At 64.5% G+C, this 20,276-nt stretch carries 19 protein-coding genes and 2 pseudogenes; 13 read left to right on the forward strand and 8 right to left on the reverse strand.

Going from position 1 to position 20,276, the window contains the following annotated elements; genetic code table 11:
• Positions 1–19: 19 nt before the first annotated feature.
• Together ACFXNW_RS18355 and ACFXNW_RS18360 are read right to left on the reverse strand one after the other, a co-directional pair.
• Positions 20–508, reverse strand: coding sequence for a hypothetical protein (locus ACFXNW_RS18355; RefSeq protein ID WP_379418896.1), 489 nt, complete (start codon positions 506–508; stop codon positions 20–22).
• A 172-nt stretch (positions 509–680) separates the two neighbouring features.
• Positions 681–995 (reverse strand): hypothetical protein, encoded by a 315-nt coding sequence (locus tag ACFXNW_RS18360; RefSeq protein WP_379418897.1) that lies wholly within the window; start codon positions 993–995, stop codon positions 681–683.
• 204 nt (positions 996–1,199) lie between these two features.
• Here ACFXNW_RS18360 and ACFXNW_RS18365 point away from each other — a divergent pair, with 204 nt between their 5' ends.
• Both ACFXNW_RS18365 and ACFXNW_RS18370 read left to right on the forward strand, forming a co-directional pair.
• Positions 1,200–2,603 (forward strand): hypothetical protein, encoded by a 1,404-nt coding sequence (locus ACFXNW_RS18365; protein WP_379418898.1) that lies wholly within the window; start codon positions 1,200–1,202, stop codon positions 2,601–2,603.
• Positions 2,600–3,454, forward strand: a complete 855-nt coding sequence (locus ACFXNW_RS18370; RefSeq protein ID WP_379418899.1) for a DUF1932 domain-containing protein — start codon at positions 2,600–2,602, stop codon at positions 3,452–3,454. Before ACFXNW_RS18365 ends, ACFXNW_RS18370 begins: the two co-directional genes overlap by 4 nt.
• A 136-nt stretch (positions 3,455–3,590) precedes the next feature.
• Here ACFXNW_RS18370 and ACFXNW_RS18375 read toward each other — a convergent pair whose 3' ends face one another.
• On the reverse strand, positions 3,591–4,049 hold the full coding sequence (locus ACFXNW_RS18375) for a YbaB/EbfC family nucleoid-associated protein (protein ID WP_379418900.1): 459 nt from the start codon (positions 4,047–4,049) through the stop codon (positions 3,591–3,593).
• Positions 4,050–4,202: 153 nt separating this feature from the next.
• Here ACFXNW_RS18375 and ACFXNW_RS18380 point away from each other — a divergent pair, with 153 nt between their 5' ends.
• From ACFXNW_RS18380 to ACFXNW_RS18410, 7 genes and pseudogenes are all read left to right on the forward strand, one after another.
• Complete coding sequence (locus ACFXNW_RS18380) at positions 4,203–4,523, forward strand: hypothetical protein (RefSeq protein WP_379418901.1); 321 nt, start codon at positions 4,203–4,205, stop codon at positions 4,521–4,523.
• Complete coding sequence (locus ACFXNW_RS18385) at positions 4,520–6,328, forward strand: alpha/beta hydrolase (RefSeq protein ID WP_379418902.1); 1,809 nt, start codon at positions 4,520–4,522, stop codon at positions 6,326–6,328. Before ACFXNW_RS18380 ends, ACFXNW_RS18385 begins: the two co-directional genes overlap by 4 nt.
• A complete protein-coding gene (locus ACFXNW_RS18390; RefSeq protein WP_379418903.1) occupies positions 6,325–6,960 on the forward strand; it encodes an LppA family lipoprotein in 636 nt (211 codons plus the stop codon). The genes ACFXNW_RS18385 and ACFXNW_RS18390 overlap by 4 nt, the downstream gene beginning before the upstream one ends.
• Positions 6,957–7,520, forward strand: coding sequence for a DUF3558 domain-containing protein (locus tag ACFXNW_RS18395; RefSeq protein ID WP_379418904.1), 564 nt, complete (start codon positions 6,957–6,959; stop codon positions 7,518–7,520). The genes ACFXNW_RS18390 and ACFXNW_RS18395 overlap by 4 nt, the downstream gene beginning before the upstream one ends.
• Before the next feature lie 90 nt (positions 7,521–7,610).
• Positions 7,611–8,039: a hypothetical protein gene (locus ACFXNW_RS18400; RefSeq protein WP_379418905.1), complete on the forward strand. Its 429-nt coding sequence runs from the start codon at positions 7,611–7,613 to the stop codon at positions 8,037–8,039.
• Positions 8,036–9,262, forward strand: a complete 1,227-nt coding sequence (locus ACFXNW_RS18405) for a hypothetical protein (protein ID WP_379418906.1) — start codon at positions 8,036–8,038, stop codon at positions 9,260–9,262. The genes ACFXNW_RS18400 and ACFXNW_RS18405 overlap by 4 nt, the downstream gene beginning before the upstream one ends.
• Before the next feature lie 72 nt (positions 9,263–9,334).
• Positions 9,335–9,823 (forward strand): annotated as a pseudogene (locus ACFXNW_RS18410) (ESX secretion-associated protein EspG); the annotation flags it as partial.
• Here the strand turns inward: ACFXNW_RS18410 and thrS are convergent.
• Both thrS and ACFXNW_RS18420 read right to left on the reverse strand, forming a co-directional pair.
• Positions 9,764–10,804, reverse strand: a pseudogene (gene thrS, locus ACFXNW_RS18415) (threonine--tRNA ligase); the annotation flags it as partial. The pseudogenes ACFXNW_RS18410 and thrS sit on opposite strands and share 60 nt — an antisense overlap.
• 211 nt (positions 10,805–11,015) lie before the next feature.
• On the reverse strand, positions 11,016–11,885 hold the full coding sequence (locus ACFXNW_RS18420; RefSeq protein ID WP_379418907.1) for an NAD(P)-dependent oxidoreductase: 870 nt from the start codon (positions 11,883–11,885) through the stop codon (positions 11,016–11,018).
• Between the two features lie 139 nt (positions 11,886–12,024).
• On the opposite strand from ACFXNW_RS18420, the gene ACFXNW_RS18425 reads away from it, so the two are divergent.
• Positions 12,025–12,381 carry a winged helix-turn-helix transcriptional regulator gene (locus tag ACFXNW_RS18425; RefSeq protein ID WP_379418908.1) on the forward strand — a complete coding sequence of 119 codons (357 nt, stop codon included), beginning with the start codon at positions 12,025–12,027 and terminating at the stop codon, positions 12,379–12,381.
• A 6-nt stretch (positions 12,382–12,387) separates the two neighbouring features.
• Here ACFXNW_RS18425 and ACFXNW_RS18430 read toward each other — a convergent pair whose 3' ends face one another.
• A complete protein-coding gene (locus ACFXNW_RS18430; RefSeq protein WP_379418909.1) occupies positions 12,388–14,892 on the reverse strand; it encodes a molybdopterin-dependent oxidoreductase in 2,505 nt (834 codons plus the stop codon).
• Between the two features lie 137 nt (positions 14,893–15,029).
• Between ACFXNW_RS18430 and ACFXNW_RS18435 the strand changes: the two genes are divergently transcribed.
• Positions 15,030–15,611 (forward strand): TetR/AcrR family transcriptional regulator, encoded by a 582-nt coding sequence (locus tag ACFXNW_RS18435; RefSeq protein WP_379418910.1) that lies wholly within the window; start codon positions 15,030–15,032, stop codon positions 15,609–15,611.
• 67 nt (positions 15,612–15,678) lie between these two features.
• Here the strand turns inward: ACFXNW_RS18435 and ACFXNW_RS18440 are convergent, their stop codons facing one another.
• Complete coding sequence (locus ACFXNW_RS18440; RefSeq protein ID WP_379418911.1) at positions 15,679–16,272, reverse strand: hypothetical protein; 594 nt, start codon at positions 16,270–16,272, stop codon at positions 15,679–15,681.
• Between the two features lie 197 nt (positions 16,273–16,469).
• Positions 16,470–18,110 carry an Eco57I restriction-modification methylase domain-containing protein gene (locus ACFXNW_RS18445; RefSeq protein ID WP_379418912.1) on the reverse strand — a complete coding sequence of 547 codons (1,641 nt, stop codon included), beginning with the start codon at positions 18,108–18,110 and terminating at the stop codon, positions 16,470–16,472.
• Positions 18,111–18,355: 245 nt separating this feature from the next.
• Between ACFXNW_RS18445 and ACFXNW_RS18450 the strand changes: the two genes are divergently transcribed.
• The gene (locus tag ACFXNW_RS18450) at positions 18,356–19,717 is read left to right on the forward strand and encodes a M20/M25/M40 family metallo-hydrolase (RefSeq protein ID WP_379418913.1); all 1,362 of its coding nucleotides are present in this window, start codon (positions 18,356–18,358) and stop codon (positions 19,715–19,717) included.
• 22 nt (positions 19,718–19,739) lie between these two features.
• Entirely contained in the window at positions 19,740–20,267 is a 528-nt protein-coding gene (locus ACFXNW_RS18455) for a YbhB/YbcL family Raf kinase inhibitor-like protein (RefSeq protein WP_379418914.1), read from the forward strand.
• Positions 20,268–20,276 lie beyond the last annotated feature (9 nt).

Below are 20,276 nucleotides of genomic sequence, written 5' to 3' on the forward strand. Positions count from 1 at the left end.
GAGAGTAGGCGTCGTCAATTCAACCCCCGTGCGGGCGCATCCGCGCCCGCTCTTCAATCAGCGCCTTCGCGACGGTGAGCACCCGGGAACATGTGGGTGCATCAAGCTCGCTGGCCACCCGCGAAACTTCCGGCGCGCTCGCCCAGTACCAGCTGATACGCGAATCCGACATCGGGAGCCACACGCGACAACCGGGATCGAGGATGACAACGTCGCCAGCGGCTAATCGTCGGGCGGTCGGCTGTCTAACCACCTCACGATTACGGTGAACCAGGAACACCCACCGGCGGTGCCTCGGATGCGTGATCACCGGAACCGACGCCTTGCCGCGGCCGCGGAGCCGATTGCGCACCGACCACCCCAACCGCTGCGGCATCACGACCGCACCGAGTCTGGCGCCGGTCACGATAGACGGGCGCTCACCAGCTGAATCAATGGGAATGCTGCCGAACCGGTGCCGGTACACATACGACACCTCATGGACCGAATGGCATGTATCGAGGATCATCACATCCGCCCCGAATGGGCGCGTCCTGAAATGTCTCGGACTACCGACAGATGGGGGGCAGGTCGAGCAGGCGGCATACACGAGCGCACCAGACATGCGCGCCTGCCCAGTGCTGCGCCATGTGAGAAGGCTTCGACGTTCGCCAGGGGTGTCTCGGAGGCCTTTCCGCGCCTCATTGGCCACCGCCCTGTGCTGTCGAACTGTTAGTGGCCATGGCTGTCAATTCCAGAGCCGTCAATCCGACCAACCTGGCAAGCGCAGAAATCCGTGCGCTGGCTTCTGCTGCCTCTAGCGCCAGTTGGGTCTCGGCGTGGGTGAACGATCGTCCTGGCAAGAAGCTGACCGACCAACCTTGCGGCCCGAACTGGGCCTGGTGGTCGGTCGAATAGCTGCCCATCAAGCGATGACACAGACTGATGGGCTGTCCGTCAGTCGGCCAGTCGGATCGATTTGGGCATTCCAACTGCGCACTGATCGTGCGACTCATGAGCATCTCCTCGCCGTTTCGATCTATTGGAGCGGTGGAGTTGATCGTGGTCCGGCGAGTTCGGACACGGGCATGTCATTTCAGTGACTTTCGAGTGACATTCGCTGGCCATGTCTATCCCGGCGAGGCGCGTGTGTCCGTAGCCTTGGACACAGACGATTCGGCAACGTCCGACAACCGACTCACGACAGGAAGGTGGTAGCGGTGGTCCACCCAGTAGCGCGCACGCGCCTGGAACAGTTGCTGCGCCAGAAGAGACTGACGATCGGTGAATTCGTGCGCTCCTTCAACCGGGTAGCCGCCGAGGATCAGGCGTCTGGCAAGGCCGCATCGGTCTCGGTGTCGCAGCGTCAGGCGATTCGATGGGTGACCGGAGGCATGACGAAGCTGCCGCATCCGGCGGCGTGCAGGGTTCTCGAACAGATGTTCCACGAGCCCGCTGAGACGCTTTTCGATCCGCCAAGAATCACCGAGACTCAGCTGTCCACCGAACTAGGGTGGGCCAATGCGTCTCCGGCCCAAGCAAATCCGCCAGTTCCGCAATGGCAAGGTTCACAGCAGTCGACTACTGGTCGTGACGAGATAGACGAGGCGACGTCCATGGCAGCAGCCGAATCTGCTCAGTTCTGTCAATTTGCCGAGCAAACCAATGTGGGGCCTCACACCATCGAGCAGTTCCATTCGGACCTGCGTCGAATTGTCACTGTCTACCCGAACCGGCCGGTCTATCCACTGTTCAACGAGTTGCGGCATCTCCGAGATCGCGCCTTCCGCCTGCTGGAAGGACGGCAGCTGCCTAAACAGACCCGTGACTTGTACCTCACCGCAGCGGGGCTGTGTGCTGTGCTTTCGAATGCTTCCTTCGACCTAGGTAATTTCGCGGCAGCTGAAACTCAGGCGCGCACCGCTTTCCTGGCGGCGGAGCTGGCTGGTCATAACGGTTTAAGGGCTTGGATTCGCGGCACCCAAGCCCTCATCGCATACTGGGATGATCGTCCAGGCACCGCGATCGATCTCGCAGAGAGCGGCTGGCGATACGTTCCTGAGAACGGTACGGCCCGAGTCAGGCTCGCTTCTATCGAGGCCCGAGCTCGTGCCCGCATGCGCGACGAGGTCGGCACGAATGATGCGCTTCAGCGTGCGGACCAGGCTCGACAAGCAACGCGTACGCCTGACACCTTCGGTGGAATGATGGAATTTCCCTTGGCAAAACAGTACTTCTACGGCGGTGCCGCACGTCTTTGGCTGGGCGGGACTGCCAACCTAGCTGACGCCGAGCAGCTCTCCAACCAGGCGGTCGAGCTCTACGAGACGGATCCACCTGAACACAGGCGCCTGGGCGAAATTTCGCTGGCTCGGCTAGATTTCGCAGTTACGCGACTTGCTCGATCGGATCTGGATGGCGCAGCCGAACAGATCGAGGTGGTGTTGGATATCGGTGGGCAACGGCGTACCGAGTCCGTCGCACGACGTCTGCTGCAAATTCATTCGGCACTCGAACGGCCACACTTCCAGACATCGACGCTGGCAACTTCCCTCCGCGAGCGCATCGCGTGTTCTCCGATCAGGCAGCAGCCCGCCTTGCCCCAAACAGGTGAAACCGCATGATCGTCGGTTTGTTGCATCCCGGACGAATGGGTGCGGCCGTCGGCGCGCAGCTAGCCAAGCATGGACATACCGTCCTATGGACCCCGCAGGGGCGTAGTGCCGAAACGAGAGATCGCGCCAAGGGCGCTGGATTACGCTCTGTCGGCGAGATTTCCGAACTACTCGGCCGGGCCCAGGTTGTGATAGCGATCTGTCCAGCCTCAGCAGCAGAGCAGGTGGCCGAAACCGTTGCCCTGCATAGATATGAGGGTATCTACGTCGACGCGAACGCGATCAGCCCGTCTCGGATGCGCCACATACACGACTTGTTCCAACCCCTGGGAACACCCGTCATCGACGCCGTAATCTCCGGCCCACCCCCACAGGGGGACATTCGGCCTCGTATCTACCTTGCGGGACTCCCGAACCCGGCAGCCGCGGTCAAGGACTTACTCACCAGCAGCACCCTTGAGACCCACATTTTGGCGGAAGACATTGGCGCTGCCAGTGCCCTGAAGATGTCTGTCGCCTCTTACTTACGGACCACCCGCCTGCTCGCGGCAGTTGCGCATGCCCTGGCAGACCAACACGGCGTCACCGATGCGCTGATTCGCGAAGCCGAAGCATTCGGAGCGACCGCTCTTTCTGACCGCGGCTACCTGCCAAGCGTCGCCGCACGGGCCTGGCGCTGGGAAGCCGAAATGGGTGAGATCGCCCAAACCCTCGGCGCGGCAGGTCTACCTACCTCTCTCGCCAAAGCTAGCGCCGAGCTTTACCACTTGCTTTCGACAGAGAAAGACAATTGGTCCATCACGCCAGAAGATATGTTCAGAAGGTTGAGAGCGCCGGACGGCAACCATGACGGACGGTAAATCAGTGCCCCGGTCTCTGCTCGACGCTCTGCAGTCGCGGCAGAATATTCGCACCGCATTGCGACGCTCCGTACAGGGACGCTAGCGTCCTTTGGCGCCGCTACCGGTAAGGAACTCATCAGGTGGGCTGGCCCGCTCAGCGTAGGTAGTCGTCTTCCTGGGTCACGGTTAGGGTGCGGTAGTAATCGTCCTCGTCGTCGGCGACTGAGTCGACAGTCGACAGCTGCGGCGGCCGCATCGCCGGCGCGGCGCCAGTCACGGGACCAGCAAACCAGGACGGCGAACGGGTCGATGCGACTTCTGTCGGGAGCGGAGGTGACGTAGGAGCGGGCGGGACATCGGCAGAAGGTAGTTCGTCACCGAGAGCCGACATCGTCTCCGCGACCACCTGCTGAGCTTCCGCTAGCGCCGTGGCATGCAGCTGTTTGATCAAGTCCGCGACCTGGTCAGCCGGGAGCCGGTGACCGGCCTCGGACAGCTGGATAGAATGGATTGACCCGTCGGCGGTGACGGAGACGGTGATCGCTCCGCCGACAGAAGTCGCCGTAGAGCGGCGCTCACTCATCGCGTAGGTCAAGGCATCGACTGACTCCATCGTTGCGGTGCCTCCCACCCAGCTCTCTACACAACGTCGTTGCACTGTATGCCGATGTGGCACAATCCCAGAAGGTCCGGCACACGGCGCCGCGACCGAGCATATCCCCGCCGGGCGGGCAGGGGGAACAGCCGTTGATGGGGGTGTCGATTCGTGGGACTAAACGAAGCGGGCAGCGAAGTACATCTCGACCCGGACCGCATCCGAGAACTGGCCAAAGCCCTGCACACCGAATCGCTCGAGGTGCCGCTCATCGCAGTCGACTCCCACAGCGACACGATTACCGAAGTCCTGCCCAACTCCGTCGCGGCCACCGCATACACCACCGCCGGTGACGCACTGCGCAAGGCGCTCTACCGAACCGGCGCCGTATTCGGGGACATGACAACCAAGACCACCATCACGCTGAGCGAACTCACCGGCGTCGACGAGTCCTTCGCCACCGACCTGAATGTGGCAGGGGGTGCCCGATGACAGAGCTGAACGTCCCGACCATCTCGCGCGTACGCAGCTGGAACCCTGACGCATTGATCCAAGTCGCGACCGAATGGGAAACCGCGCAATCCACCCTCACCCAGCGAATGCGCATCAACGCCCGCACGATCGACGAATCCCAGACCTACTTCAGCGGCCACGCCGGAAACGCCATGCGCAACCGCTACAACGCGATAGATAGCGACACCGCGAAACTGATCAGGGCACTCGACACCGGCGCCACCGCCGCCCGCACCGCAGCCAGTGACCTCAGCTCTCATCGAGACGTGATACTCGGCAAGGTCTCGGATGCAGCGGCAGCTAAATACATGATCGCCGACGACGGTACCGTCACCGCCACGAAACAGCAGTGGACGACGCTGCTCGCCAGCAGCAACCCGGCCGCAGCTCGACTGGGGTTCGCTGCCCTGACGCGCGACGCCCAGAACCGCACCACCGCCCTCAAACAAGCACTCGCTGACCTCGCCACCGCCGACGTGCGCGCCGAAACCGCCATCATCGAGGCCCTCAAAGACCTCCCCGGCACCCCCGGAACCGCCCCAGCGGGCACCACCGGGCAAACACCCACCTCGCCTGCATTCGACGCACGACCGGACCAGAACCGTCATTGGTGGAACCAACTCACCCCTGACCAGCAACGAGCCATCGTTGCCGACAACCCCAGCTTGATCGGCAACCGCGACGGCATTCCCGCCGCAGCCCGCGACCAGGCCAATCGCAACCGCATCCCAGAACTCCGCACCCAACTCGAATCCGCCCAAACGACCGCCGCCGCGACCTACGGCAAAGACAGCGAGCAGTACACCGACATCACCAACCGAATCAAAGACCTCGACGCCGTCGAACACGCAATCGGCGAACCCGGCAGCACCCCGCCCCGCAAACTGATGGTCTTGGATGTCATGCCAGGCGGCGGACGGCAAAGCCGAGCCGCCATCGCTGTCGGCGACCCCGACACCGCCGACCACATCTCCGTTACCACCCCAGGGTTGAACACCACCGTGCGAGAGTCGATAGGGAGCATGGGGCAAGAAGCGCAGAATATGCGCGACGAAGCCCAGAACCAGCTCCGCCAGACACCGGGGAGGGAACAAGAGACTGTCTCGACCATCGCATGGATCGGCTACGACGCGCCCCAGATCAGATCAGAAGACCTCCCCGGCAAGATCGAAGGCGGGATCGATGTAGGCACGACCGAGCGTGCCCAGGAAGGTGCCGTCGCACTCGCTCGGTTCTACAACGGTCTCGAAGCAGCCCATAATGGCGGCGAGCCTCCGCACATCACGGCCGTCGGCCACTCCTACGGCTCCCTCACCACCGGTCTGGCGCTCCAGCAGCCAGGCGGGCACCCGGTCACTGACATGGTCGTATACGGTTCGCCTGGTATAGCTGCGGACAGCCCTGGCGACCTCGGGCTGGCAACCGGCCACGCCTACGTCATGCGCACCGACGACGACCCCATCGAACGGACGCACGATTGGTCCACAGCAGCGCAGGCCGGACCGCTGCTACCCGGACCGCTCAAGGTCCCAGGCATGTTGCTTCCGGGCATTGCAGCCGGATACGCCGGCACCGACCACGGCGGCTTTGGTCCCGACCCAGCGGAAGTCAAGGCATTCACTCGATTGGAAGCCGGACCGGCGATTACCGACGACGGTCGGTCTCTCGAAGGCGCGTCTGGCCACAGCGACTACCCGCGCCCCGGCGAGACGGGTATCCGCACGACGGTCTACAACACCGCCGCCATTATCGCCGGACTTGCAGGGAACGCGGTACGCGAATGAAATACCAACAGACACGATTTCGCCCCCGGTTCTTCGCCGCAGCGACGGCAATTATGCTCTCTGCCACCAGCTGTGGACTCCTCAAGGAGCCCGATCCCGGCACCTCTCCCGCCGGTACCGCTGAGGCTGCCAGGCTGCTCGCGCAGTTGCCCTCTCTCGAAGAGACGGAAGCCGCCGTGAACACCGTCCTGTTGCAAATGGCCGCAATCGGCACTGAACTCAGTCCCGGACTGAGCTGGGTCTCGAAAACCGCACCATACAGGATCGGCTGCGATAAGCCATTCGACAATACCAACGGTGAAAAGACGATCATGTCGATGCACAGTTCTCCGCCAATGCCCGACGATGACTGGCCCGCGTTTCGAGTGAAGTCCCAAGAAATCGCAGAATCGTACGGGAAGATCGAGGTCATCTACGGCGACGAAGGAAAAGGGCGGGACAAGGTCAATTTCCGGTCCGATGATGGCGCCGGTTTCAACATCAGCAACCAAGGCGAAACCGTCATTAGCGCCGGTACGCCATGCAGGCTGCCTGAACATGTCGGAAAAGACCAGGTTACGTACACCCCCATTGTCCCAACCACGGCAACCACTGCCCCTCAACCAACCACCACGACAGGAGGCGGATGGTGACCGGCAGACTATACAGATCAGCAGCAGCGACCGGATGTGCGCTCGCCCTCGCGGCTACCGGATGTGGCAGCGGCACCACCGGAACCGCCGTGCCAACATCATCCGTTGAAGCACAGCCAAGTACTGCACAGCCCGCGAGCTTTGATCCCTGCACAGATATCCCACAGGCTATACTCGACGCCGAGAACCTCGCCAACCAAGGACCAGACACCAGCCGCTCCGGTGAAATCACCTGGACCGGGTGCTCCTTCCGCGACAAGCAAGCCGACGGCTATGACGTCCGAGTCGTCAACACTACCTTGACCCTGGATCAGCTCCAGAAGAAGTTCGCTGACTCCTATCGGGAGACGACATTCAGCGGGCGGCGTGCCGCCTACTACGCACTCTTTCCCGATTTGGGCTCCGAAAGCTGCGTGGTGAATGTCGAGATGGCGAATGGCACACTCGAATTCGAGTTATACAACCCGGAAGTTTCCTCGCGAACCGGTGACATTCCTGCCTGCGACCTAGTCACCGATCTTGCCGAGCAAATTGTCGCCGTGATACCTCCCGGAGCGTGACCGGCATCAGAGATCGGATAGCGGCGCACGATGCAGCGGTCAATCCCGCAAAACCTTCGGCCGCTCTACGTCACAGGAAGGAGAGCCCCGGTGACTGATGAGGATCGCAGCCAAGTGTTCCGGCCACTCATCGAGCAAGCCCGGACGGGCGAGGTGTCCCTCGCCGTTGATCCTGCCACGTTCCTTGCCCTCGACCGCGCGATGCTGCAGCGCAAGAATGAGATTTTCGACATCATGCAAGTCATTCGGAAGGTGGCAGAGCAGGAGTCATGGGGACTTGGCGAGAAGTCGCCGCACCTTACCTCTGCGCAGACGATCGTCGAGCGCTTCCGGGGGAAGGCCATGAACGGCCCCAATAACGCCTACGACGTGCTCAAAGGCCACCTCCAAATCGCCAACGACATGCAAACTCTCTTCCGCACCATCCGCGAGCGCCTCGAAAGCACTGACAGCGAATTCGCCGCCGCATTCCGCGCCGCAGCAGCCGCGCATCAGCCCGAGACCGGCAGTCCACGATGACCGACTACGACCAGCCCGGAATCACGAACCCGGAGAACGTCGACGCGTTCACCCACCAGCAGATCCGCGACGCGTTCGATACCGTCGCCGCAGAAAGCACCGGCGACATGGTCACCAATTGGACCCAGGCACGAACCATGTTGCGCGACTCCACCACCGCCATGGTGCAAGCCGTCCGATCGGCAGTCGACGGACAGTGGACCGGTGCATCGGCCGACGCCGCCGCGTCCGCAGTGGTCCATTACAGCGGTCAAGCCGACGGGCTGGCCGATATGTTCGAAGGCACAGCCGCGACGATGGCGAATACCGCAGTCGCGGTCACGGTGGCCCGCTCCTTCCTGCCGCCGGTCGTCACAGTCACTGCTGACCCGAACACCGACCCGGCCGCTTACGCCGCGCAGGACCGGGCAGCCACCAATGCGCAGCATGAGGCGCGGCAGGTGATGCAGACCCGGTACGTCGTCCCGCTGACCGAATACGATGCCCAGCTTCCCACCTACCCGCCCGCGGTGTCACCGGTCTCCGACAGCGGCCCCTCCTTTGGCCCGACCACGAGTTCGGCAGCGACGGACTCGGCTCCACCAACAGAAACCGAGGCACCGGCCCCCGACGGTGCGGAGCCTGAGGTATCACCGAGGTCGGATCAACCGGGGCAGTCCGAAGCCTCGGGGCTGGTACCGGATCACGAGGGGCAACCATCTCAGAACGTTCCCACCGACCAGCCGATACCTGGGCAGACCGCAGCGGCGTCGGCCGATTCCACACGGCCGAACACCACGAACCCCCTTGCCAACAACGCCTTCGGCAGTGATGCCGGCCGCCAGAGCCCTGGCACACCATTTACGCCGAGCGGGCCGGACGTTGCGGGTCGTGCTCCGGGAAGTATCGACGGTTCACCAGGTCCGGGCGGTCGTACCGACCTGGGGAGCCCAGGACGTACCCCAGCAGGTACCGGTGCGGCCCCAGCACCTGGTGCACCGTCACCCGGGCGGTCGATAGCGCCAGTCGGGCCTGTTCAGGCACCCGCTGCCAGCTCGACCGGTTCGTCCTCGGCGACCCCGGCAGGCCAGGTCGGGCCGCATGGTGCGGTACCGCCCGGCGCCGCACGCGGGCGCACCGATGATCAGGAGAAGAAGGACAAGAAGGTCGACCTACAACATCGCAAGCACACCCGAGAGCTGCTGGGCCGCAACCGATTCGTCCCGCCAACGATCGGCGAATAACGCATGCCCAGCTGGCTATTCGATGATCCGGAGGAATTCGCGGCGCTGTGGTTCGGTCCCGCGAACGACCGGATGCTGTATCCACTCGACTACCTATCGCGGTTCACCCACATCAACGAGCGGGACGAGCACTGGAAGCGGACCCGGCACGAATGGTCGGACGAGGGTCGACTGAACTGGGATGAAGCCGATTCGCTGACCGCCGCGATTACTGTTCTCACCGACCCGCAGGTCTGGATAGAGGTCCACGGCCAGAGCATCGAGACGGGTCCGATTCGGATCGCAGCGGCCAAACACGGCCGCCGCGCCGCCCGCGCGGTTCAAGTCATCGACCAGCAACGCATCGAGCTATCCCTGTTCTCTGCAGATCGACTTCCCAAGGCATTGACGACACAGATCCCCGCGCAGCCGCCTGGCATCGGCGGACTGGAAACGTTCGACGCGGCAGACCTTGATCCCCGCAACCAGCCCATCGTCCGCTACACCGGCTGCCCGCAGATCCGCGCTCAGACAGTGGTCGCGCAGTTGAGCGGCGGCAGGTTCCTGGGCGTCGGACACCGGCAGCACCGCGACCTGAACAGGGGCCAGCCACGCCGGGAAAGCCCCGCCGTGATGTTCGACGAGGTGTGCGACCGCACGTTCGACGCTGCCGATGATGCTGCGGTGCACCATGACCGGACGATGCTCGGCCCCGTCGGCGCCGATGTAATGCAGATCGAACTGCTCGGGTTGATGGAAGTCGACCTGCACGGTGGACAGGGTCGATTCGCGCCCGGCATGGTCGCTGACCTGGACGTCGATCTTCGGGCCGTAGAACGCGGCCTCACCCTCGGCAGCCTCGTGCGGCACGCCGGACCGGTCGAGCACCTCGCTCAGGATCTTGCTCGCACGCTCCCACATCTGTGGTGCCCCAACGTATTTCCCGCTCGCTCCCGGAAGGGAGAGCCGGTAGCGTGCGCCGGTGATTCCCATGGCCCGGTAGGCAGAGCCGATCAAGGCCAGCGCAGCGGCCGCCTCGTCGGCGACCTGGTCGAGGGTGCAGAAGATGTGCGCGTCATTGAGTTGGATGCATCGCACCCGGGTCAAACCGCCGAGCACACCGGACAGTTCCGAGCGATACATCGCGCCGAGCTCGGCCATGCGCAGGGGCAGTTCGCGGTAACTGTGGGAACGAGACCGGTACATCAGCGCGTGATGCGGACACAAGCTCGGTCGCAGCACCACCTGCTCACCACCGATATCCATCGGCGGATACATGTCGTCGTTGTAATGCGCCCAGTGACCGGATATTTCGTAGAGTTCCCGTTTGCCGAGCACGGGAGAGTACACGTGCTGGTAGCCCGCTCGCCGTTCGACGGTGCGGATGTATTCCTCGAGGCTGTGACGCACAATCGCGCCGTCGGGCAGCCAGAACGGTAGTCCGGCCCCGATCAGTGGGTCGGTGTCGAACAAGCCGAGTTCTCGGCCCAGTTTCCGGTGGTCGTGCATGTGGGTCTTCCTTCCAGTCGAAGGCGGATGACCACATGCGAAAGCCCCGGGCATCCGCCCGGGGCTTTGATAAAAACAGAGTCAGCGCGCCGGGACGTCGTCCGGCGTCGTAGTGAAGTAGGCGCGCTGCATGCCGAGCACGCTACCCTGCGACTTTGCGCAGCACAACGACAGTTCGATTTTCGGGCGACTACTACCCGGCCCCCGTCCCGGACGAGCGAGACGTCGACAGAGAGGAAATCCGTCGACGTCAGGTCCCTGTCGGTCAGACGATCGCCTCCACCGTGCGCTCGAACGCCTGTGCGCCGTTACCCTCGGCGATCTGACGGTTGATCAGGTGCTGCAGGGGCGTGAGGAAGTCGGGGATCGCGCCTGCGTCGCGGGTCGCGCGCACGATGGCGTCGACGGCCGGCTTGTGGAAGGTGATGTCCTGGACGCCGTTGCCGTAGTCACGGTCATCGATGAGCCTGCCGTAGTCGGGCAGCAGCTGCGCCATCGCCGTCACCCAGGCCGCCGCGCGTTCGGCGTAGGCGTGGGCCGAGACACCGGCCTGGCGTGTCATCGCTACACCGTTGAAGAAGCCGCCGAACATGCCGTACATCGCCGACAGCAGTGAGAAATCGAGCGTCGAGGCCAGACCCGCGTCGTCGCCGAAATACTCCGCCGACGCCAGCAGTTCCAGCATGTCGCGGCGGTCGTCGAATACCTGCTGGGAGCCGCTGTAGAGGATCGACGCGCCGGGCTGGCCGATCATCGGCGGGACCGCCATGATGCCGCCGTCGAGATAGTCGATACCGTGACCGGCTGCCCACGAAGCCAATTCGCGCGACTCCTCCGGCGTCGTGCTGGTGATGTTGATCAACTGCCTGCCAGACAGCTGGTGCGCGACCGGGTCGAGGGTGGCGTGCACCGACCCATGATCGAGCAGTACGGCAATGATCACCGGGCTCGCCTCGATCGCGTCGCCGACCGAGGTGGCGCTCGTGGCGCCCGCAGCGATCAGGTCGGCGTCTTTGCCCGGGCTGCGGTTCCAGACCGTCGTCGGCACGTCGCTCTTGCGCAGCGTCGTCGCCAACGCCTGGCCCATGGCGCCGAGGCCGAGGATGGTGACCGCAGTGGTGGTGGTGCTCGGCATGGAAGGTGTCTCCTTGGTTCAGCAGTGCCGTAATTCGTCGTGTGAACCAAGCGTGCTCGCCACCCGCAATGTCGACAAGTACCCACTATTCTGTTCGGTACTTACCACTTGGTGTGTGAACAGGTAGCGAGGGCACGGCATGGGCGCAAAGAGATCCGGACCATACTTCTGCGGCATCGACGCGGCGATGGACGTCGTCGGCGGCAAGTGGAAAGCGTTGATCCTGTGGGAGTTGCAGAACTACGGCGTGCGCCGTTTCGGGGAGCTGCGCCGCGGGCTGCCAGGGGTGTCGGAGAAGATGCTCATCCAGCAGCTGCGTGAGCTCGAAGAGGACGCTGTTATCGAACGTGAGGTGTTCCGGGAAGTACCGCCACGGGTCGAATACCGGCTCACCGAACTCGGTGTGCAGTTGAACGCCGCGCTGGAACCGTTGGGGGCGTGGGGCCGTGAGCGGATCACTCGCGTCGGCGCGGAAAAGGTGCACCTCGCGTCCTGAGGACGGTCATGTCGTGGCTGCTTTCGCGGTGTTCGGCGGAGCTGTCAGCGCCTCGAGGCGGGCCGGGACGTGTTTGTGCCACGGAGTCCCCGCGAAGTCGTCTTTGAGCCCGAGGCTGGTCAACTCGTTGGGTGACACGCCTTCGGAGGTCCTCGCGCCGTTGGTAGCCGGGAAATCGAGGCCGAGTCCGTTGGGCAATGCGATGTTGCCCGCACGCATCATCTCGCTGATCTCGATGGTGACCGTCGCCGACCCGCTGTGGGTCACCAACCTGGCCTGCTCGCCGTCGGTGAGGTGCAGCTCGGCGGCATCGTCGGCGCTGATCCGCAGGCAGCCGTGCTTGTCGCGGCGTCGCCAGTCCGGATTGCGGAAAATGGTGTTGGCGGTGAACGAACGGCGCTCCCCGGCAGCTAGTACCAGCGGGAATTCGTCGGAGGTCCACACTGACCTGGCGGTCTTCAGCTCCCGCACCTGCGTCAGCAGGCTGTCGATCGCGATCGTGAATCGTCGATCCTTGCGTTTGACGTAATGCCATACGTCGTCCCAGGTGTCGTCGGTGAACACGACTCCGGTGGGGGAGTCGATGATCGAGTCGAACAGTTTATTGCCCGGCTCGAGGCCCGTTCCGGTGAAGCCCGCTCGCGCGACAGCTTTCGGATTCGACAGCGAGCAGATCTGGCTGATCCCCCACAACACCGCCGCTCCGCGCAGCTGTGGTGACAGGGTCGTGCCGAGCGTTTCGTACAACAGGTAGGGGGCGAGTTTGCCGAGCGCTGGCTTCGCGGCGATCGTGGCGAGAAAGCTTGCCCCGAAGGTATCTCGCCCGCACAGCGCGGCACGGCGCAGCCGCTGAATCGTCGCGTCGTCGACGACGTGCATACGCCGCAGCAGCCGGGCGTAGATCTCGGGTTCGGACAGGGTTCCGGGCAAAGGATCGACGATGGGTTTGCGCAAATGGAAGACGTTGCGGGGAAACTCGAAATTGAAGAACGTGGCCTCGGGCTTCTCGAATTGGCTCGAAGCGGGTAGCACGTAGTCGGCTTGCCGGGCCGTCTCAGTGAATGCGACATCGATGACCACCGACAGATCGAGGGCGCGCATGGCGGCGCGGAAGCGTTTCGAATCAGCCAGCGAATGCGCCGGGTTGGAGGAATCGATCCAGATGGCGCGGAAACGGTCGGGATGGTCGGTGAGGATCTCGTCGGCGATCGAGTTGCAGGGGATCAGGCCACCGATGATCTTCGCGCCCGTCACCGGCGACGTCCGCCCACCACCACCGGAACCCGATCCGCTGAGCATCCCGCCGGCGAGGGGGACAATGGCGTCGAGCAGGGCGCGTGAGCCGGCCTCGACGGCCGGACGCAACACACCGATGCCGGACAACGCGGGCAGCGTCACGCCGACGGCGGCACCCACCGTGGATACCGCACGCGCCACGGTCTTCCGACGAGCCCGGTCGAGAGCGCTCGGCGGTGTACGAGGGCTCGAACTCGGTCCGCTTCCGCCTGCGAGCAACGCGAACGACGAGTGTAAGAACATCGTTCCCGGTCGAGCGAAGTTGCCGGTGAGAATCCACAACAGCTTGTTCAGATACGACACCAGCGTGCTGTTGGGTGCTTGCTGGATTCCGAGGTCCTCGTAGACACACACGCTCGACGCGGTAGCAATCCGCCGCGCGGCCGCCCGGATCTGGTCCTCGGCGACGCCGCTCGTGTCAGCGAAAGCCGCGATATCAATGGTTGCGAAGGCGTCGCGCACCTCGTCGTACCCAGTGGTGTGCGAGGCCAGGAAATCGCGGTCGACAAGGTTTTCCTGGACGATCACTGCCACGATCGCGGCGATCAGCCACGCGTCACCGCCGGGGTTCACCTGCAGGTGATGATCGGCCATGGCAGCGGTCTCGCTGACTCTGGGGTCCACGACGATCATCGACCGGTCCGGGTCTGCGGCGACCTGTTTCAGTACAGGTCGTGCGCGCGGGAAACTGTGACTCTGCCACGGGTTCTTTCCGATGAATACCAGCACCTCGGCGTGCTCGAAATCGCCCTTGGTGTGCCCGCCGTAGAGTCGGCCATCCACCCAGATCTCGCCGGTCTTCTCCTGCGCCAGCGCGTTCGAGTGGTACGTCGACCCCAGAGCGCCGCGCAGGCCGAGCGCGTTGGCCGACCCCAGATGATTGCCCTGTCCACCGCCGCCGTAGAAGAAGATCTTGTCGCCGCCGAACTGTGACTTGATCTGGGTCAGCTTCTCGGTGATCTCGTCGAGCGCGGTGTCCCAATCGATCTCGACGTAGGTGCCGTCCGCGGTGCGTTTGAGCGGGGTGGTGATCCGATGTGGGCCGTTCTGATAGAGATCGAGCCGCATCGCCTTCTCGCATGTGTATCCCTGCGATGCCGGGTGGGTCTTGTCGCCGCGGATCTTCGCGAACCGGCGCTCGTCCAGTTCGACCGTGATCCCACAGTTGCACTCACACAGCACACACGCGGTCGTCTGCACGCTCTGTCCGGCCATTGGATACCTTCCGCTGCACGGCATGCAGGGCCTGTGTCAACCCCACGCCTTACTATGTTATGCAACATAACATAATCCTATGCAGGATGGCATAGGATGAATTGTGTGCCGGTCGGCGCAGGAACGAGGAGGTAGGGATGGGTGCACGTACCGACACCCGGAAGAAGATGCTGTTGAGCACCGTCGACTTGTTACGTGAGCGCGGAGCCGCAGGTGTGACGGTCGATGCCATCCTCGCGCGGGGCCAGTCGCCACGCGGCTCGGTCTACTACCACTTTCCCGGTGGTCGCACCGAGATCATGACCGAATCACTGGCGATGGCCGGCGACGCAATCGGGGCCATCATCGAATCTTCGGCAACCGAGGGCCCGGTCTCTGCGTTACGTCGATTCGGTGCGTTCTGGTCGAAATCCCTGCACGACTCGGACTTCCGGGCGGGCTGCCCTGTCGTGTCCGTCGCGGTCGGAGGGTCCACCGACGATCAGCAACTACGTCCCATCGTGGCCGAGATCTTCGCACGGTGGCATCGCGCACTGGTCGACGCCTTGGTCGCCGACGGTATCGGCGAGGATCGCGCCGGTCGACTCGCCACGATGGCCGTGGCCGCGATCGAAGGCGCGGTGATCCTGTGTCGCGTCGAACAATCCACCCGGCCCCTCGACGAGGTGATCGTCGAACTCGAGTCACTTATCGGATCGAACCCCAAGCCACAGCGATAGCTCCACTCGCAGGGTCGCTCCGCCCTGCCGCCGCAGGCGCGATCATCACCCGGGCGCGTTGTGGCGTTCAGCCGACGCGAACCAACGTGGCGCCGAGTTCGGTTCTGGCGGCAGCGACGAGGTCGAGTTCGACGGCTTGGATAGCGCGATAGCTGGCGATGTAGTGCTCGATCAGCTTCTTGTGCTCGTCGAAAGCGATCGGCTCACGCGCCACCGAGGCAGCGGCGGCGCGAGTCACCGAATACAGGGCCTGGCCGAGTTTGTCGCATTCCTCGAGCAGTGCTTCATCGGCCAGCAGGCGAATGACATTGACCATGACGGGAAGTCGTTCCAGGGTCTGCAGGATCTGGCTCTCGGCCTCGTCGACGGTGTCGGCGCTCCAATCGGCGCGCCGGTCGAGCCGGTCGGTCACTTCCTCGGAGACGGCGAGGATATCGGAGACCGCGTCGAGGACCTTCTCGCGCCGCCACCGGTCGTGGTCGCGGCCCGCCGCAGCGCCGTGAGTGGCCTCGGTCGTGCGCTGCGCCGCTTCCAGCGCCGTCGCCGCGCGCTCGTCGGCGGCGGTGATCGCGCGGCGATGAGAGCGGTTGGCGGCCACTATCGTCAGCGAGAGCGCAACGACGACAACGACCGAACTGATGAGGGGCAGCCACGCAGTCACGCCGCCATCATCGCACCACAACCGACAGCGCCCGCCCCGGGTCGCCGATGCTCCCACTGGATGAGATACGAGCCGAGGTCTCGAGGGGTGCAAAAGAGGCGAGCACTGCGGTTACGGATCAACCAGGAAAGTGTGTCCTCGCCGAACCCGGCACGGCCTCGATTCCGCCCACCACCGGTGCGGCCCGGACGGGCGTGTCACAGGCAGAACGCGGTGTCGAGCAGTGTGTCGATCAGTGCGCTCTGCTCTACCGAAGGCACCGTGTCCGTAGCGAGGATGTCTGCGACGATGTCGACGATCTGGCGTGCGGGTGCCGAATCCGGTGCCGGGAGCGGAAGCTCGGCGACGTACTGCGTCATCCAGCGGCGGCGACCCGAGTAGAGCCGGTTGCCGCAGACCTCGTCGTAGAAGCGCAGGCCGAACCGCGAATTGGCGACGGCCAGCATGAGATAGGCGAGGTCGTCGTCACCGAGATCGGGCACCGAGATCCAATAGCAGTTGCCGTTGACGACGGCCCCGGAACGGTCGAGGGCGAAGCGGGCGGTGGCGCTGATATCGGGGAAGACGATCTTGGGCGCCGCCCAGCGCGCAGGCTGCTGCGGCACCCAGATCTCATACCATTCGCGGCCGCCCTCGGTGAGATAGCGGCGCCCGCGCAACCGTTCACCGTGTGCTTCGAGGTAGGCGCGGGTCTCGGGGTAGTCGGCCAGATCGACCAATGTCCGTTTGGTGTGCTCGAGGGCGTACGGATACAGCACTCGGGTGGTGGGTGTGGGACAGATCCGCCACGGCATCAGATCGTGCTGGGTGAGCAGCGGCCGCAGCAACTGCTGTTCCGGACACGGCGAGCGCTCATGCCAGCGGTCGGAGATGAAGACCGGATCGGCGGTCGTCTTGATCCCCACCCGGATACGCGCGAGCTCACCGAAGGTGCGCCAGGTGCCTGCCTGCACGCGCTGCAACCACGCATCACCTGCGGTGTGCGACAACCGCCACGGCCGGTGCGCCTGCGCGGGCGGCACAAGCTGCCCGGAGCGGATCACGATGGTGCGCCCGCCGTGGTCGATGACGGTGTCCCCACCCGCGAGCAGGGCCTCATACAGGCCGATCACGCTGCTCGGGGCGGCGCACGTGTCCTCGTAGGCGGAGGTGAACACACACCGCGTCGTCTCTTGCGGCGCCCGATGCCGTGCGATGACAACCGCGGGCAGCACGGCGGCGGTGAACAGTTTGGTGTCGCCGAGGTCATAGAGCTCGAGCGGCTGCAACGAATGCTGGAACACCGCGCGCACATTGGCGCCCGCACGCGTGGTGAGGAACCGGTTCGAGCACAGCAACCCGACCACCCCCTCCGGCCGCAGCAGCATCGGCAGCAGCACCACGAACGGATGCGTCAGGTCGATGCGGCCGCGCAACTCGAACCGCGTGGCCAGCAGTTGCGCGGTCGCCTGCCCGAGCTGCTGGACACGCACATACGGCGGATTGGTGATGACGGCGTCGAAACAGCCGTCGCCGAGTTCGGTTCGCGCGTCGAGGAAATCGCCGGTGTGCAGATCGATATCGAGGCCGAGGCGCCGCGCCCGCGCCCGGGCCGCATGCAGCGCATCCGGGTCGAGGTCGTAGCCGGTGAGTGCCACCCGCACGTCGGGTCTGCGGCCGGTCACCGCCCGATAGGCCGCGATAAGCAACTCACCGTCACCGCAGGCCGGGTCCAAAACCCGAACCTCGGGACGGTCCAGGTCGAGGTGCTCGGCGACGCGTTCGGCCAGGAACCGTGCGAGGTCGGCGGGCGTGTAGTGCTTGCCGTGACGTTTGATCTCGGCCGGACTCTCGCTCACCCGCCCTCCGCTCTGTCAGCCGGCATCGCTGTGGACAGCGTAAATGCCGGGACGCGGCGGTCATGGCTGTTTCGGCGACGCGTCGCCGAGGCCGGGCGTACGCCCGGCAGACGAATTCCGCGCATCGGGACTCGAATCCCGCGATCGGTGCAGGGCGGCGGGACCAGCGCATTCGTGGTGTCGCCGACGCGGCGCGGTCCACCGAAGCGCGGGCAACCACGCCGGCGGATGGTAGGAAAGGGTACGTGTCGGCAACTGGCGGAGTACCGGGTTCAGAGCAACGTTCTCGCGCGGTGTCGGAGGTGGTGGAGCTGGTCAGTGCGCTGATCCGGTTCGATACTTCCAATACCGGTGAGCTGGCCACCACCAAAGGTGAGCAGGAATGCGCCGAATGGGTGGCCGACCAGTTGCGCGAGGTCGGCTATACCACCGAATACGTCGAATCCGGTGCACCGGGCCGCGGCAATGTGTTCGCCCGCCTGAAGGGCTCCGACTCCTCCCGCGGTGCGCTGCTCATGCACGGCCACCTGGATGTGGTCCCCGCACAGGCCGAGGACTGGAGTGTGCACCCGTTCTCTGGCGCGGTCCGCGACGGCTACGTGTGGGGTCGCGGCGCGGTCGATATGAAGGACATGGTGGGGATGATGCTGGCGGTGGCCCGCCAGTTCAAGCTCGAGGGCACCGTGCCGCCGAGGGATCTGGTGTTCGCGTTCCTCGCCGATGAGGAAAACGGCGGAAAATGGGGCTCGCACTGGTTGGTCGACAACCGCCCCGACCTGTTCGAGGGCATCACCGAAGCGGTGGGGGAGGTGGGCGGTTTCTCGCTGACGGTGCCGCGCCCCGACGGCGGTGAGCGGCGGCTGTATCTGGTGGAGACCGCCGAGAAGGGCCTGGGCTGGATGCGGTTGCGCGCCAAGGCACGCGCCGGGCACGGCTCGTTCCTGCACGAGGACAACGCGGTCACCATCCTGGCCGGTGCTGTTGCCCGCCTTGGCACCCACACCTTCCCGCTGGTGGTGTCGGATTCGGTGGCGGAGTTCCTGGCCGCGGTCTCGCAGGAATCGGGCCTCGAATTCGATCCGTCGGGCCCCGATATCGAGGGCACCCTCGCCAAACTCGGGTCGATCTCGCGGATCATCGGCGCCACCCTGCGCGATACCGCCAACCCGACGATGCTCGATGCCGGCTACAAGGCGAACGTAATCCCGCAAACCGCAGAAGCGGTGGTGGACTGCCGGGTGGTGCCCGGTCGGCAGGCCGAATTCGAACGCGAAGTCGACGAACTGATCGGACCGGATGTGGAGCGGGAGTGGATCACCAAACTCGACTCCTACGAAACCACCTTCGACGGCCATCTCGTCGACGCGATGAACGACGCGATCCTCGCCCATGACCCGCAGGGCCGCACCGTTCCCTACATGCTGTCGGGCGGCACCGATGCGAAAGCCTTCGCCCGCTTGGGTATCCGCTGCTTCGGCTTCGCCCCGCTGCAGCTGCCGCCGGAGCTGGATTTCGCGGCCCTGTTCCATGGTGTCGACGAGCGCGTCCCGGTGGACGCCCTCGAATTCGGCACCCGGGTGCTGGAACACTTCCTGTTGCACAGCTGAACCGATCCGAGATGAGGAGCCAATGAGCAACAACCCCTACGACGCTCTCCCGCAAGTCCCGGCCTTCGCCGTGACCTCCGACGATGTCGCCGACGGTCAGAGGTGGGGCAACGACCAGGTCAGCGGTGTGTTCGGCGCCGGTGGGAAAGACGTGTCGCCGCAGCTGTCTTGGTCGGGATTCCCGGCCGAGACCAAGAGTTTCGCGGTGACGATCTTCGATCCGGACGCGCCGACCGCCTCGGGTTTCTGGCACTGGGCCGTGGCCAACATTCCTGTGTCGGTGACTTCGCTGCCCTCCGGTGCCGGCAGTGCGAGCGGGCAGCTGCCCGCGGGTGCGGTGCAGCTGCGCAATGACGGCGGGTTCGCCGGGTTCGTCGGCGCCGCTCCGCCGCCGGGACACGGTCCGCACCGCTACTTCGTCGTCGTGCACGCCGTGGACGTGGACACACTCGAGATCCCCGCCGAAGCCAGCCCCGCTTTTCTCGGCTTCAACCTGTTCTCGCATTCGCTGGCGCGCGCCACGCTGGTCGCCACCTACGAGCAGAACTGACCTCGGACA

Origin of the sequence: Nocardia sp. NPDC059180, assembly GCF_042754945.1 — a bacterium.
Classification (GTDB): Bacteria; Actinomycetota; Actinomycetes; order Mycobacteriales; family Mycobacteriaceae; genus Nocardia.

Excerpts from the sequence above, each read along its gene's own strand:
- ACFXNW_RS18355 (WP_379418896.1), bottom strand. The coding sequence starts at position 508 with ATGATCCTCGATACATGCCATTCGGTCCATGAGGTGTCGTATGTGTAC.
- ACFXNW_RS18360 (WP_379418897.1), bottom strand. The coding sequence starts at position 995 with ATGAGTCGCACGATCAGTGCGCAGTTGGAATGCCCAAATCGATCCGAC.
- ACFXNW_RS18370 (WP_379418899.1), top strand. The coding sequence starts at position 2,600 with ATGATCGTCGGTTTGTTGCATCCCGGACGAATGGGTGCGGCCGTCGGC.
- ACFXNW_RS18375 (WP_379418900.1), bottom strand. The coding sequence starts at position 4,049 with ATGGAGTCAGTCGATGCCTTGACCTACGCGATGAGTGAGCGCCGCTCT.
- ACFXNW_RS18385 (WP_379418902.1), top strand. The coding sequence starts at position 4,520 with ATGACAGAGCTGAACGTCCCGACCATCTCGCGCGTACGCAGCTGGAAC.
- ACFXNW_RS18390 (WP_379418903.1), top strand. The coding sequence starts at position 6,325 with ATGAAATACCAACAGACACGATTTCGCCCCCGGTTCTTCGCCGCAGCG.
- ACFXNW_RS18405 (WP_379418906.1), top strand. The coding sequence starts at position 8,036 with ATGACCGACTACGACCAGCCCGGAATCACGAACCCGGAGAACGTCGAC.
- ACFXNW_RS18420 (WP_379418907.1), bottom strand. The coding sequence starts at position 11,885 with ATGCCGAGCACCACCACCACTGCGGTCACCATCCTCGGCCTCGGCGCC.
- ACFXNW_RS18425 (WP_379418908.1), top strand. The coding sequence starts at position 12,025 with ATGGGCGCAAAGAGATCCGGACCATACTTCTGCGGCATCGACGCGGCG.
- ACFXNW_RS18430 (WP_379418909.1), bottom strand. The coding sequence starts at position 14,892 with ATGGCCGGACAGAGCGTGCAGACGACCGCGTGTGTGCTGTGTGAGTGC.
- ACFXNW_RS18435 (WP_379418910.1), top strand. The coding sequence starts at position 15,030 with ATGGGTGCACGTACCGACACCCGGAAGAAGATGCTGTTGAGCACCGTC.
- ACFXNW_RS18455 (WP_379418914.1), top strand. The coding sequence starts at position 19,740 with ATGAGCAACAACCCCTACGACGCTCTCCCGCAAGTCCCGGCCTTCGCC.